Below are 13,474 nucleotides of genomic sequence, written 5' to 3'. Positions count from 1 at the left end.
TTGCCGAACTATCAAAACGTTAGAGCCACCGTCTTTAAATCAAAAATGGCCGCGCCGCAGGCAAGGCAGATGAACGAAGATCAATTTGCCGATCTGTACGGCGAAGACATCATTTCACCGCCCTATAATCTCATTGAACTGAAAACAATCGCCGAATATTCGACGATTCTTCAGCAGTGCATTGACGCGTATCGGGTCAATATTACGGGTTTTGGGTTTGATGTGGAATATACCTTTGATGTAAATAGCCCAGATTGCTCCCCGTCAAAAAAGGCCCGGGCCGAAAAAAACTGGATGAAGCTGGAGAGCTTTTACAAATGTCTTCATTTTGATGAATCGGCCGAGACGATCCTCGGATATGCGATAGAAGACCGTGAAAAAACGGGCAACGGTTTTCTCGAAGTGCTTCGGGACGGGGCGGGAAAACCGGCGGGGATTGAATATCTGGATGTGAAACATATGCGCGTCTGCGGTGTGACTGATCCCGTTGAAGTTACATTTTCATATGAAGAAAACGGCGCATCCAAAACGATTAAAAGGCAAAAACGGTTCCGTAAATATGTTCAGATGCTGAACGGTCAGAAAGTGTTTTTTAAGGAATACGGCGATCCCCGCATGATGGACATGAGAACCGGCGAATACGTAAAGACCCTGTCTGAAGAATACCGGGCAAATGAAGCGATTCACTTAAAAATCGGCAGCGGCACTTACGGAATTCCGCGCTGGGTCGGCAATATCGTCAATCTGTACGGCGCCCGGAAAGCGGAAGAACTGAATTTTATGTATTTCAAGCAGGGCCGTCACGTGCCGGCCGCCATTACGGTTGAAAACGGCATGCTGTCAGAAACCTCGTACAAAGAGCTCCAGGATTATATGAATGACCTGGAAGGGGTGGAAAACGCCCACAAGTTTCTGCTGATTGAGGCGGAAGGTATTGCGAAGGAAAAAGACCTTCACGGAGGCGAAGACATTACGCCCGTGTCTGTGGAAATTAAATCACTTGCCGAAATTCTGCAGGATGATGCGCTGTTTCTTGAATATGACGACAAAAGCAGAAATAAACTCCGCTCCGCGTTCCGTCTCCCGCCGCTTTATACGGGCGAGGCGCAGGAATACAACAAAGCCACCGCCGATACGGCACGGAAAATAACGGAGGAGCAGGTGTTTCAGCCGGAGCGGAAAACGCTGATTAATAAGCTCAACACGTTATTTTTGCCAGAATTGGGTCTCCACGATGTACAGCTCACATTAAAAGGGCCTGATTTTCGCGATCCGCTTGAAATTGCGAAGGTGCTTACGCCATTTATTTCCGCCGGCGCGGTCTCTCCTAATGACCTCCGTGATCTGGCCGGAAGAGTGCTCGGGAAGACGCTTGAGGAGTGGCCTGAAGAGTACTACAGCCGGCCGGTGCTGAAAGGGAAAAAGGAGCAATCCTGAAAGGGGGTGAAAACATCTCGTGCCGAGAGAATTGAGAAATGCCGTCATCAGTTTTGTGAGCTATGTCGATAAGGCGGCGAACCAAACGGAATTCTTTTTTACAAAATCAGCCGGAGGCCTTCCGTCATTTGAAAAAAAGGTGCAGGTGTTTACAAAAAGCGAATCGGATGAACAGAAGCTTGTTTACGGCATCGTTTACGAGCCGGATGTCCCGGATGCCCATGGCGATTATATGACGGCTGAAGAGATTGAAAAGGCCGCTCACGGTTTTTTGGCGGATGCCCGCAACATCGATACAAATCATAATTTTGAAGGCGGGACCGGCGAGGTGGTGGAGTCGTACGTCGCCCCGGATGACTTTGAAATCGGGAATGCTGTGATCCGGAAAGGATCTTGGGTGCTTGTCACCAAAGCTTCCGATGAAGTATGGGATCAGATTAAAGCCGGTATTATTACGGGCTACAGCATGGCGGGAACCGCTGACGTTTACGAAGAGCCGGCAGAAAAGCAAGCCGGCTTATTCGGCGCGGTCAAGCAATTTCTCGACCGTGACCGCAAATCAAGAAACCGCAAGGGAGAGGACTTGAACAAGATGAGAAAAGAGGACGTAAGAGAATCGATTGAACACGCGCTGCACCCGCTTTTAAAGCGGCTTGACAGCTTGGACCAAAACACGGAAGACAAAGACGGGGCGGCTGCGCCGTCTGATGAAGAAAAGCTGAAAACGCTTGTCGAGGACATGCTCGCGCCGATTATTAAACGCATTGAAGCGCTTGAAAAAGTAAGAGGCGCATCAAAGCAGCCGGAAGAAGAGACGGGCGGCCAAGAGCCTGTTAAAAAATCCATTTGGAGCGGACTGCTTTAAGCCCAGTCAGAAGGAGGAACTGTAGAGTGAGAAATCAAGATATCATCAGAAAGGCGGAAATGTCACTTTCCGCTTTAAAAAGCGGCGGTTTAATGAACCCCGCACAAGCTTCAGCATTTATCCGCATGGTGCAGAACACGCCGACCATTTTCAGCGAATCGCGTGTGATTCAAATGGAAAATGACTCGCAGAAATTTGAAAAAATCGGTTTCGGCCAGCGTATTCTGCGTGCCGCTGAGGAAGGAAAAGCCTTAACTGACGATCAGCTGACCGTCCCGGCAACAAGTACGGTGCAGCTGAATACGAAAGAAGTCATTGCGGAAATTAATATCACCTATGACACGCTTGAAAATAATATTGAAAAAGACGGCCTGCAGCAGACGATCATGCAGATTTTGGCGGAGCGGGCGGCAGTCGATATTGAGGAGCTTGTCGTAAACGGCGATACATCTTCTTCTGATCCGTACTTGGCACAGCTTGACGGAATCCGTAAGCAGACTGTATCTCACGTCATTGACGGAAACGGGGAAGAGCTGTCCAGAGCCACATTTAAAAAAGGCTTAAAAGCCATTCCGGCAAAATATTTGCGCCTGCCTCAGGAATTCAGATTTTACACATCTCAAGGCATGGAGATTGAATGGAAAGACCGTGTAGCTGACCGTCAGACCAACCTGGGGGATCTTGCGGTGCAGGGCGGTTTGTCTTCAGCATTCGGCGTTCCGGTCAAAGGAGTGTCCAATCTGCAGCCTTACTCGGTCGGAGAAGGTGATTCCCAGTACGATGCGTCTGACATCATTCTGACTCACCCGAAAAATATCATTCTCGGTTTTTCACGAAATATCCGAATCGAAGTAGATAAAGATATTCGCAGCCGCAAATTTATTATCGTACTGACGGCTAAACTTGACAGCAAATTTGAAGAAGAAGATGCAAGCGCCAAAATCGTAAACGTTAAAGAATAAGACGGGGGTGGCAGTTATGTTAATTCAGCCGTCTGACGTTGTTTCATATTCAGTTTATGATCAAGTCAAAAACAGGCCGGAGCCGCTTCTTATACAGGACATTCTGGAGGCGGAGGCGGAAGCGGCCAGAATGGCGGGGCATTCGTTCACTGATCCTATATACTCACCGCTTCCCGAAAAGATTAAGCTTGCGTTATTAAAGCTTTCTCAATATTTTGCGCTGATCAACCAGAATGAAGCGGCCGCTTCCGCCTATCAATCTGAAAAGATAGGCGACTACTCGTATACGGTGGCAGATGAAGGCGGAATCAGAAAACCGGCGGTGCACCATCTGCTCTGTGAATATATCGCGCCGGGTTATTCCCCGGTTTCTGCACACGCAAAGGTGAGACCTTTATGAGCTACGAACGGCTGCTCACTGACAGATGCGATATTTATCATGAGACGGTGTCAGTTCCGAAGGCCGGACGCTTCGGGATTCCCGCCGAAAAGCTCCAGCCTGTCTTTTCTTATCCGGAAGTTCCGGATGCTGAAGACGTGCCGTGTCTGTTTGTTGAAAAACAGCAGCAGCTTATTCAGCTCGAGCCTGATCATAAAGTATATCAGCGGTTTCTCGTTCATTTTCCGAAAGAGGCCGTTGTGCGTGTCAATGACAAAATCATTTGGGAAGGCCAGGCGTATATTCTGGAAATGCCGAAGAAAGCAAGACAGCACCATTGGGAGGTTATCGCTGTGAGAGATGACAGACTATGAGCATAAAAAACCTTGAACAATGGAATCGGTCGCTGCAAAAGGCATCATCCGGAGAATTTGCCCGTCAGGCAGGCGAATGGCTGGAACAGTCAGGAGAGGATTTTCTCGACTTGGTACGGGAGGAGCTTATTCATTCGGGAGGGATTGATACAGAAAGCCTGCTGTCTTCTTTCCGAAAAGGAGCGCAGGATCATGTATGGATCATTGAAAACGGGGGACTGACCCTTGAAATCGGCACCAATGTAGAGTATGCCTCATTCATAAATGACGGACATTGGACCGTCTCAGATGAAAATGTCAGATGGGTGCCCGGATATTTTCAAGGCTCCCAGTTCATCTATGATCCGTCAGCTTCAACGGGAATGGTGCTCAAAAAACAGTGGATCAGCGGGAATGGGTTCTGGGACAAAGCCCTTCTTTTGTATGAAACACTCTTCGCCGAATCGCTGGACAAGCGTTTCGATCAGTGGCTTAACACGTTAGGGGGAGATATCGGATGAATCGCGAAACCGGTTCAATCGCCGCTTTTTTGTATCAGCAGTGCGGCGTGCCCGTATATGAAAATGAACTGCCTGAACAATTTCAGGTGCCGTCACTATACATTCCGCCCCCGTATGTTTTTGACGAGAATGACACAGTCTCCACCTTTAAGAAGACATACAGTCTGAATGTGAAGCTGTTCCATGCCGACTCGGTGCAGGCGCTCTATGCAGCCGACCGGATCGCCGATGCGGTGAGAGAATCAAGACAGCTGATTCCGCTGCTTACGGAATCAGGGGAGGACACCGGTGACTTCGTCCGCATCAGCCGTATCGAAACAAGAGTCGGAGACAAAGGCGAGGCAGTGATCACAATCCGCTGGACGAGCCGCTACTACTATCAGAAACAAACATCTCCCGCACTGCGGGATGTGGACATTAACAGCGGGGTGAAACAAAAGTGAAACAATATAAAAAGAAAAACGCCGCAGCGGCGGAACGAGCGGTTCTTTATGACACGGCGGATTTAACAAAGCACGCGAAGGAGCTTTTCGGCGTAAAACCTGAGATTCTCCAGGGGGCTTTATTCGGCGTGAAGCAAAAACAAATGACAAAAGCGCAAGCAAAGTCTTACATTGAAGCATTTTTAACCAAGGAGGTCATGCAATAATGAACGGCGGAACATTTACGCAAGGAAAAGAAAAAGAACGTGCCGGGATCTATTTTAACTTTAAAACAACCGCCCAGGAGCGGGTATCGATCGGTGAACGCGGGATTGTCGCCCTTCCCGTCGCATCCGGCTGGGGGGAAGCGAAAACATTCGTTTCCATTTCAAGCATTGAAGATTTGAATAAAAAAGTGGGGCTCAGTATTGAAGATCCGTCACTGATTCTGCTTCGTGAGGCGAAAAAGAAAGCAAAAACCGTTTTGATGTACCGTCTGACAGAGGGAATCAGAGCGAGCGCCGATCTTTCGCAAGGTGTTAAAGCAACCGCTTTGTACGGCGGTTCAAAAGGAAATGACATCATCATCCGCATCAGTGAAAACGTCCTTGATCAGACCGCTTTCGACGTGACCACTTACATGGATGAAGCGGAAGTTGACAAACAAACGGTGAAAAAAGCCGAAGAATTAAAAGCAAACGGCTATGTCACATTCACGGGAACGGGCGAACTGTCGGCTTCCATCCCGCTGACAGGCACTGAGGAAGAATCCGGGGAAACGTTAAACCCGCAGGCAGGCATCCGTCTTGCGGGCGGAACTGATAAAGCACCGGTCAACTCAGACTATACGGATTTTTTAGCTGCGGCTGAAACGGAGAATTTCGATGTCATCGCTCTTCCTGTCGCGGAAAACGATCAGCTGAAAGCGACATTTGCCGCATTCATTAAACGCCTTCGCGATGCGCAGGGACAGAAAGTGCAAGGGGTGACCGCCCATTACAGCGGAGATTATGAAGGTATTATCAATGTGACTGAAGGTGTGCTGCTGGAAGACGGAACGGAGATTAAAGCTGAAGATGCGACCGCCTGGGTGGCAGGCGCAAGTGCCAGCGCCGCATTTAATCAATCCTTAACATTCGTTGAATACGAAGGCGCCGTCGATGTGCTGCACCGCCTGACTCATGATGAAGTGATCGAACGTCTTTCCAAAGGTGAATTCCTTTTCTCTTATGATGCCCGTGATAAGTCAGTCAGCGTTGAAAAAGATATCAACTCATTGGTGACATTTACGGCAGAGAAAAACAAAAAGTTCGCGAAAAACAAAATCGTCCGTGTGCTTGATGCGGTGAATAACGATTTGACACGTGAACTGAAAGCCTTAATTAAATCGAAAAAAGGCACGGGCAGCGATCTTCCAGCGACAAACGACGGCCTTCAATTCGTCAAAACGATGATTATTCAATATTTGACAACGCTTCAGGATGCGGGCGGCATCGCTAACTTTGATTCAGACAAAGACATTACAATCGGCCTTAATGAAGACCGCGACGGCTTTTTAATTGATCTCGCCGTGCAGCCTGTGGATGCGGCAGAAAAATTCTACTTTAATGTGGAGGTAAACTAAGATGGCATTAAAAGCACAAAATACAATTTCAGGAAAAGAAGGCCGTTTATTTCTCGATGGAGAAGAGATGGCGCATATTAAAACCTTTGAAGCAAACGTAGAAAAAAACAAATCAGAAGTAAACATCATGGGACGCCGCATGACGGGGCATAAAACGACTGGCGCCAACGGAACGGGCACAGCGACGTTCTATAAAGTCACATCCAAATTCGCCGTGCTTATGATGGATTACGTGAAAAAAGGCAGCGACCCGTATTTTACGCTGCAAGCCGTTCTTGACGACAAATCATCAGGCCGCGGAACAGAACGCGTCACCCTGTATGACGTCAACTTTGATTCTGCAAAAATCGCCGGACTGGACGTAGACTCAGAGGCGCTAGAAGAAGAAGTGCCGTTTACCTTTGAAGATTTCGATGTGCCGGAAAAGCTTTCTGAAACGTTTTAATTAAGATCGGTATGAGTGAAACAGGCCTTTTACAGGCCTGTTTTTTATAAAAAAAAGAGTAAGGGAGTTTTCATCATGAGTGAAAAAAATGAACAAGTATTTGATCTATCATTCTTTATGCCGGGTAAAACAGTCGAGGCTGAGGAGATTCGGGTTCCGCTTTCAAAGCGTTTTGTCGATAAAAAAGGAAACATCGTGCCTTTTATTTTTAAAGCCATTACGACTGAGCGCATTGATGAACTGGAGAAGGAAAGCACGACATATAAAAATGTGAAGGGCAGAGGCCGCGTAAAAGACTTAGACAGCCAGCGCTTCTATGCGCGGATCGCGGTTGAATCTACGATTTACCCTGATTTCCGGTCTAAGGAGCTCCGCGACGCTTACAAAACGGCAGATCCGGTCGAGGTGGCAAAACGCGTGCTTTCAGTCGGCGGTGAGTATGCAAATTGGCTGAATAAAGCGATTGAGATCAATGGTTTTGAAGATGAATTAGAAGATCTGGAGCAAGAAGCAAAAAACTGATAAAAGATGGGAATAAGGAAGCCGTGTATCTCTATTACGCGATGCATGAGCTTCATTATTCTCCATCAGAACTGAAAGAGTTATATGAAGCACCGAGACATTTTAAGGCGCTGTTGTACGGTTTAATCGGTTACAAGCTGGACATTCTTGAAAAACAAGCGAAGAAAGGGGGAGCGACATCATGGCAAAGCTGACCGCCCGTTTTGAATTGGAAGATCGAGTTTCAAAGAAAATAAGGAAAATCCAAAATGGCTTCAGAGCGCTTGAGAAATATAGGAAAATGACAAAACGCCAAAGTGAAATTGATATACGCAAAGAGAGTAAATCTGTTTTAAGAACAATTGACCGCATCCAGCGCTCTATGAAAAGAAAGCTGGGCGCACAAATGATCTCTATTTCAGCTGAAGACGGAGCCAGTGCCGTCATTCAAAAGGTGCAAACCCAATTAGCGGGTCTGCCTGCGTCTTTAACCATTAAAATAGGAGCAAAAGACAGCGCGACAGCGGCATTTGAGAGATTGCGGGATCTGGCTGCCGGTTTTAAAGGATTTACCGTTTCACTGTATGCGTCAGACGAAGTGACCCCTGCCATGGAACGTATCAAACGCTACATGCAATCTGCGTTAAAGAACGGGTACTCTGTCACTATACGCGTCATAGATCACGTCATGACAACAGTCGGCCGAATTTCAGCGGGTATTGATTCGCTGACGGGAAAAAACAATGTCATTCAATTATCGTTAAACGAAAAGGTGACAGCACAGCTGGCTGCAATGCAAAAGAATATGCCGGACGTCGGAAAAGCTTCTGCATCTGCTGCTCCTGCTTCGCCGAAAAACGATTTTTCAATGCTTGACTCCATTGCAGACACCTTCATGAAAAAAGTCAATGACATCGCATCCAAATTTTATCCGGAAACAATCATAGCGGAACTGGATAAATTCGCTGCAAGCTTTATGAAGAAAGCGGACGAAATCGCGAGCAAATTCAGCCCTGCAACGATTTTGGCAGAGCTGGATAAGTTCACAACCTCATTCATGGGGAAAGTAGACGAAATCGCAAGCAAGTTCAGCCCGGCAACGATATTAGCCGAACTGGACAAGTTCACAACGTCATTCATGGGAAAAGTGGACGAGATCGCAAGCAAATTCAGCCCTGCAACGATTTTAACCGAACTGGACAAGTTCACAACGTCATTCATGGGAAAAGTGGACGAAATCGCAAGCAAATTCAGTCCTGAGACGATATTAACCGAACTGGACAAGTTCACGACCTCATTCATGGGGAAAGTAGACGAAATCGCAAGCAAATTCAGTCCTGCAACGATATTAGCCGAACTGGACAAGTTCACGACCTCATTCATGGGGAAAGTAGACGAAATCGCAAGCAAGTTCAGCCCTGCAACGATATTAGCCGAACTGGACAAGTTCACGACCTCATTCATGGGAAAAGTGGATGAAATCGCGAGCAAATTCAGCCCGGAGACGATATTAGCCGAACTGGACAAGTTCACAACGTCATTCATGGGAAAAGTAGACGAAATCGCGAGCAAATTCAGCCCTGAGACGATTTTAGCAGAGCTGGACAAGTTCACGAGCTCATTCATGGGAAAAGTAGACGAAATCGCAAGCAAATTCAGTCCTGAGACGATATTAACCGAACTGGACAAGTTCACGACCTCATTCATGGGAAAAGTGGACGAAATCGCGAGCAAATTCAGCCCTGAGGCGATATTATCAGAACTAGATAAATTCGCTGATTCGTTTATGAAAAAAGTAGACGGGGTCGTGAGTAAATTCAGTCCGGAAGCCATATTGAAAGAACTGGATAAATTCACTGATTCATTTATGAAAAAGATAGATGACGTTGTCAGCAAATTCAGTCCGGAGGCCATATTGAAAGAGCTGGATCATTTTACTGATTCGTTTATGAAGAAAGTCGACGACGTTGTCGGTAAATTCAGTCCTGATAAGCTAATCGACCGCGCCGAACAATTTGTAAATGACACGATTGACCGAATTTCTGAGAAATTCGATTTTCTCAATCCGGATAAGATCTTGGAAAAAGTGGAGCAGTTTACATCCTCACTGTTCGGAGGCATTGATAAAAAGTTCGGCAAATTCAGTCCTGATGCGATCATCGAAAAAGCCGAGGCATTTGTTGATAAAATTGTCAGCAAGATTGCAAAGAAATTTGAGAAATTCAGCCCGGACAAAATCATCGAAAAAGCCGGGGAATTAATAGAAAAAATATTTTCAGGAATCGCTGAAAAATTAGGCAAACTCAATATCGGCGGATTATTAGGAGGCGGCACGAAAAAAGAAAAGAGTAAGGGCAACAGCCCGAAGCGTCCTGATCTGACAAAGGGTCCGCAGCGCACGGTAACAGCGCCAAAATCTTCAGGAAAGTCAGCCAAAAAAACCGGCGGGGCTTTGGGGGGCTGCTGCTGCTGTACCGGAGTGACGAGGGGCAAAAGCAGTAAAGTCGAAGAGCGGAATAAATCTTCAAAACGAGGTTCATCCGCAAAGGGAAGCAAACAGGCATCCGTAAATACGCCGAAAACAAAAGGGGCAGGTAAAGGCATCGGCGCGCTTTTGAAAGGCTTGGGAGATTCAAAGGCGCTAAAAGGCGGTATGAAAGGGTTAAAAGGTGCCGCTAAAGGAATTCCCGGCATAGGTGAATTGTTATCACTCACTGATTTAGCCGGCATCAATAAAGATAATGCAGGAGAGAAGGTCGGCTCAGCAGGCGGCGGTCTTGCCGGAGCCGCGGCCGGAGCGGCAATCGGCAGCGTTGTTCCCGGAGTGGGCACATTAATCGGCGGCGCGGTAGGCGGCATCGCCGGCAGTTTAGGCGGTTCCAGCTTGGGAGAGGCCTTTGATTCAGGGGCTTTGAAGGACACGTGGAATGATATTTCCAAAGCGGCGCAAAGTGCTTGGACAACAATACAAGATACTTGGGGAAGCGTTTCATCCTGGTTCATGGAAAATGTATGGACGCCGGTTTCATCAGCTGTCGTCGGAGTGGCGACAAGCATCTGGTCAAATATCGTGAATGCGTGGACAACGATTCAAGGGATTTTCAGCACGGTGTCATCCTGGTTCATGGAGAATGTATGGACGCCGGTTTCATCGGCTGTCGTCGGAGTGGCAACCAGCATCTGGTCAAATATCGTGAATGCGTGGACGACGATTCAAGGTGTCTTCAGCACAGTATCCGGCTGGTTTATGAGCACGGTGTGGGGGCCCGTAAAATCGGCTGTCGTCGGAGTGGCGACGTCCATTTGGAGTAAAATCACAGGAGCTTGGGATAAAATTAAATCCGTTTTCAGTACGGTTTCCGGCTGGTTCATGGATACTGTCTGGAATCCGGTGAAAGACATGGTGAAAAAAGTCGGTAAAGGAATATCAGATGCTTTCCAGACTGCTTTAGATACGGTAAAGGGTATATGGAAAGGGTTAAGCAGCTGGTTTGAGAAACATATAAAAGAACCTCTTGTAAAAGTGGGAACAGCCATATCAGATGCTTTTTCTGCAGCATTCGACTGGGTGAAAAAGATTTGGGATAAAACCGGCGGCAAAATGATTTCAGGCATAATGAATTTTGTCACAGGAGGCGGCGGAGATAAAAAGAAAAAACCGGACAAAAACGCCACAGGAGGCTACATTACAAAACCGACCATTTCCTGGATTGGTGAAGCCGGTAAAGAATTTGTCATCCCCGTCGACAACAATCGCGGACGCGGAAAGATGCTGCTTTCACAAGCTGCGTCTAAGCTCGGCATGCGTGTTGTCGATGATATGGGCGCGGCTTCGGCTCAGTCTTCTGCTGTTCCGGCGGGAGCGGGCGGTGTTTCTTCTTCTGCATCTGTGTCGGCCGCAGCGTCTGTGGATTCTTCCGGATTTGCCGGGACGGCTTCATCACTCGGCAAACAGTTTACTGAAGGCTTTGACAGCGGAATCAGCAAAAAAGCGGTGGATATGGACGGCTGGAAGGAAAAAAACATCGGAACGCCGTTCAATGCCCTCATTTCGTCTTCATCCGGTTACGGAAAGCAAGTCGTTGCGGGCTATGCCAAAGGTCAAAATACTTCGCCGACGGGCACCGATTCATTTTTAAAAACAAAGGTGAAAACACCTTATCAATCGGCGGTTAACCAATCGTCATCATGGGGCGCCGCAACGGTGAAAGGATATTCGGCCGGACAGAATGCAAAAGATACGGGAACGTCGCAATACGTAAGCACACATATCAATAAACCGTTTGTGCAATCAAGAGATTCCGCGAACGGCTGGGGGTCAGGCCTGATCGGACACTTCGTATCAGGGATGACTGCAAAAGGAAGCGAAGTCAAACAGGCGGCCAAAGATATGGCCAAAAAAGTCGAGGACGCATTCAGGGAAGAGCTTGATATTCACTCTCCTTCCCGTGTCATGATGAGTCTCGGACGCTTTGCTTCAGTCGGCGTCGTCAAAGGGCTCAGCTCAGTTGACGTAAAAAAATACGCCGAAAAACAGGCAGGCTCGCTTGCAGCAGCCTTTTCCGGCATGGGTGCAGCGGGAGGAAGCGTCAAAGAGTGGCTTTTGGCCGCAATGAAAGCAACCAATACGCCGATCAGCTGGCTTCCGGGATTAATGACGATCGCACAGCATGAGTCAGGCGGCAACCCTAATTCCATTAATCTATGGGACAGCAACGCCAAAGCCGGACACCCGTCACAGGGGCTTATGCAGACGATTCCAAGCACCTTTGAAGATCACAAAGCGCCGGGCATGAATGATATCAGAAATCCAATTCACAACGCCGCTGCCGCTATCGGCTATATTAAAAGCCGATACGGCTCGATCAGCAATGTCCCCGGGATTAAAAGTATGGCTCATGGAGGCCCTTACGTCGGTTATGCCAATGGGGGTCTGATTACCAAGGAGCAGATCGCCCGTGTCGGCGAAGGGAACAAACGAGAGTGGATCATCCCTGAAGAACGGGGCATCCGCGGCCGTTATCTGCTGCAAAAAGCGGCTCAGGCGCTCGGCATGGAAGTGTCCGATCCGTCCCAGACGGAACCGGCGGCGCTCTCAGCCGGCACGGTTTCCGCAGCCGTTAAAGGCGGCGGCCAAACCGTTCAAAAAACGGGAACAAAAGAAATTAAAATCGAATTCAGCGGCGATCAGCATTTCCATAACGGACAGGACGCCGACAGCCTCGCCGCCAAAATCAAACAGGCGCTGATTGATGAACTGCAAAAAGACATTTATACCGGAGCAAAGGGGGCCGTTGCTTTTGACTAAATCTGTTTACGAATTTTGGCTGTCTCAGGGGAAGGACAAGCTCCGGCTTCCCGTTCTTCCTGAAGCGATTGATATCGCAAACAGCGTGCAGAATGATTCCGTGAAAGTCACCGGACTTGGAGAGGTTACGTTTATCGAAGAACCGGGAGCGAAAGAAATTTCGTTCTCTTCTTTTTTTCCGAAACGGTACAGCCCGATTGCCGAATATCAAAGCATCCCTTCGCCGGAAAAAGCCATTTCAGCCATTGAAGCATGGATGAAAGCGAAAAAACCCGTTCAGTTTTTGATTACAGGGACAAAAATCAATGTCACATGCAGCATTGAAAGCTTTAATTACAGCGAAGGTGACAATGAAATCGGCGACCGGAATTTTGATATCGTACTGAAAGAATATAAAACCGCTTCGCCAAGAAAAATCAAACAAAAGAAAAAAACGAAAGCGAAGCGCCCGTCCAAAGCTTCACCCAAAACATATACCGTCAAAAAAGGGGATACGCTTTGGGACATCGCCGGCAAGTTTTACGGAAAACACACGGAGTGGCGGAAAATCTGGAACGCGAATAAAACCGCCATGATTAAGCGCAGCAAACGGAATATCCGGCAGCCGGGGCATTGGATCTTCCCGGGGCAGAAGCTGAAGATACCGCAATGAAACGG

The 13,474-nt window shown here is 47.9% G+C and carries 14 protein-coding genes; all 14 read left to right on the top strand.

Going from position 1 to position 13,474, the window contains the following annotated elements:
- The first annotated feature begins 45 nt into the window (after positions 1 to 45).
- On the top strand, positions 46 to 1,437 hold the full coding sequence (locus ACWHAR_RS08025) for a phage portal protein (RefSeq protein WP_087920794.1): 1,392 nt from the start codon (positions 46 to 48) through the stop codon (positions 1,435 to 1,437).
- A 19-nt stretch (positions 1,438 to 1,456) separates the two neighbouring features.
- Positions 1,457 to 2,302, top strand: a complete 846-nt coding sequence (locus ACWHAR_RS08020) for an XkdF-like putative serine protease domain-containing protein (protein WP_007407275.1) — start codon at positions 1,457 to 1,459, stop codon at positions 2,300 to 2,302.
- Between the two features lie 26 nt (positions 2,303 to 2,328).
- Entirely contained in the window at positions 2,329 to 3,264 is a 936-nt protein-coding gene (locus ACWHAR_RS08015; RefSeq protein WP_007407274.1) for a phage major capsid protein, read from the top strand.
- 16 nt (positions 3,265 to 3,280) lie between these two features.
- Complete coding sequence (gene yqbG / locus ACWHAR_RS08010; protein WP_032874585.1) at positions 3,281 to 3,664, top strand: protein YqbG; 384 nt, start codon at positions 3,281 to 3,283, stop codon at positions 3,662 to 3,664.
- Complete coding sequence (locus ACWHAR_RS08005) at positions 3,661 to 4,017, top strand: DUF3599 family protein (protein WP_007610806.1); 357 nt, start codon at positions 3,661 to 3,663, stop codon at positions 4,015 to 4,017. Before yqbG ends, ACWHAR_RS08005 begins: the two co-directional genes overlap by 4 nt.
- Positions 4,014 to 4,517, top strand: a complete 504-nt coding sequence (locus tag ACWHAR_RS08000) for an HK97 gp10 family phage protein (RefSeq protein WP_032874587.1) — start codon at positions 4,014 to 4,016, stop codon at positions 4,515 to 4,517. The genes ACWHAR_RS08005 and ACWHAR_RS08000 overlap by 4 nt, the downstream gene beginning before the upstream one ends.
- Positions 4,514 to 4,960 carry a hypothetical protein gene (locus ACWHAR_RS07995; RefSeq protein WP_032874589.1) on the top strand — a complete coding sequence of 149 codons (447 nt, stop codon included), beginning with the start codon at positions 4,514 to 4,516 and terminating at the stop codon, positions 4,958 to 4,960. Before ACWHAR_RS08000 ends, ACWHAR_RS07995 begins: the two co-directional genes overlap by 4 nt.
- Complete coding sequence (locus ACWHAR_RS07990) at positions 4,957 to 5,166, top strand: hypothetical protein (RefSeq protein ID WP_007407269.1); 210 nt, start codon at positions 4,957 to 4,959, stop codon at positions 5,164 to 5,166. Before ACWHAR_RS07995 ends, ACWHAR_RS07990 begins: the two co-directional genes overlap by 4 nt.
- A complete protein-coding gene (locus ACWHAR_RS07985) occupies positions 5,166 to 6,563 on the top strand; it encodes a phage tail sheath family protein (RefSeq protein ID WP_007610810.1) in 1,398 nt (465 codons plus the stop codon). The genes ACWHAR_RS07990 and ACWHAR_RS07985 overlap by 1 nt, the downstream gene beginning before the upstream one ends.
- 1 nt (position 6,564) lies before the next feature.
- The gene (locus ACWHAR_RS07980; RefSeq protein ID WP_003154837.1) at positions 6,565 to 7,008 is read left to right on the top strand and encodes a phage tail tube protein; all 444 of its coding nucleotides are present in this window, start codon (positions 6,565 to 6,567) and stop codon (positions 7,006 to 7,008) included.
- A 75-nt stretch (positions 7,009 to 7,083) separates the two neighbouring features.
- Positions 7,084 to 7,530: a phage tail assembly chaperone gene (locus ACWHAR_RS07975; RefSeq protein ID WP_032874591.1), complete on the top strand. Its 447-nt coding sequence runs from the start codon at positions 7,084 to 7,086 to the stop codon at positions 7,528 to 7,530.
- A gap of 41 nt (positions 7,531 to 7,571) precedes the next feature.
- Entirely contained in the window at positions 7,572 to 7,724 is a 153-nt protein-coding gene (locus tag ACWHAR_RS07970) for a hypothetical protein (protein ID WP_015239684.1), read from the top strand.
- Positions 7,712 to 12,817 (top strand): transglycosylase SLT domain-containing protein, encoded by a 5,106-nt coding sequence (locus ACWHAR_RS07965; protein ID WP_032874593.1) that lies wholly within the window; start codon positions 7,712 to 7,714, stop codon positions 12,815 to 12,817. Before ACWHAR_RS07970 ends, ACWHAR_RS07965 begins: the two co-directional genes overlap by 13 nt.
- On the top strand, positions 12,810 to 13,469 hold the full coding sequence (locus ACWHAR_RS07960; RefSeq protein WP_007610816.1) for a LysM peptidoglycan-binding domain-containing protein: 660 nt from the start codon (positions 12,810 to 12,812) through the stop codon (positions 13,467 to 13,469). The genes ACWHAR_RS07965 and ACWHAR_RS07960 overlap by 8 nt, the downstream gene beginning before the upstream one ends.
- The last annotated feature ends 5 nt before the right edge of the window (positions 13,470 to 13,474 follow it).

The organism is Bacillus sp. LR--39 (assembly GCF_053613335.1).
This window is presented reverse-complemented; position numbering and strand designations above follow the sequence as displayed.

Bases quoted from the DNA above. Each gene is read 5' to 3' on its own strand.
- ACWHAR_RS08025 (WP_087920794.1), top strand. From the start codon at position 46: ATGGCCGCGCCGCAGGCAAGGCAGATGAACGAAGATCAATTTGCCGAT.
- yqbG (WP_032874585.1), top strand. From the start codon at position 3,281: ATGTTAATTCAGCCGTCTGACGTTGTTTCATATTCAGTTTATGATCAA.
- ACWHAR_RS08005 (WP_007610806.1), top strand. From the start codon at position 3,661: ATGAGCTACGAACGGCTGCTCACTGACAGATGCGATATTTATCATGAG.
- ACWHAR_RS08000 (WP_032874587.1), top strand. From the start codon at position 4,014: ATGAGCATAAAAAACCTTGAACAATGGAATCGGTCGCTGCAAAAGGCA.
- ACWHAR_RS07995 (WP_032874589.1), top strand. From the start codon at position 4,514: ATGAATCGCGAAACCGGTTCAATCGCCGCTTTTTTGTATCAGCAGTGC.
- ACWHAR_RS07985 (WP_007610810.1), top strand. From the start codon at position 5,166: ATGAACGGCGGAACATTTACGCAAGGAAAAGAAAAAGAACGTGCCGGG.
- ACWHAR_RS07980 (WP_003154837.1), top strand. From the start codon at position 6,565: ATGGCATTAAAAGCACAAAATACAATTTCAGGAAAAGAAGGCCGTTTA.
- ACWHAR_RS07975 (WP_032874591.1), top strand. From the start codon at position 7,084: ATGAGTGAAAAAAATGAACAAGTATTTGATCTATCATTCTTTATGCCG.
- ACWHAR_RS07970 (WP_015239684.1), top strand. From the start codon at position 7,572: ATGCATGAGCTTCATTATTCTCCATCAGAACTGAAAGAGTTATATGAA.
- ACWHAR_RS07965 (WP_032874593.1), top strand. From the start codon at position 7,712: ATGGCAAAGCTGACCGCCCGTTTTGAATTGGAAGATCGAGTTTCAAAG.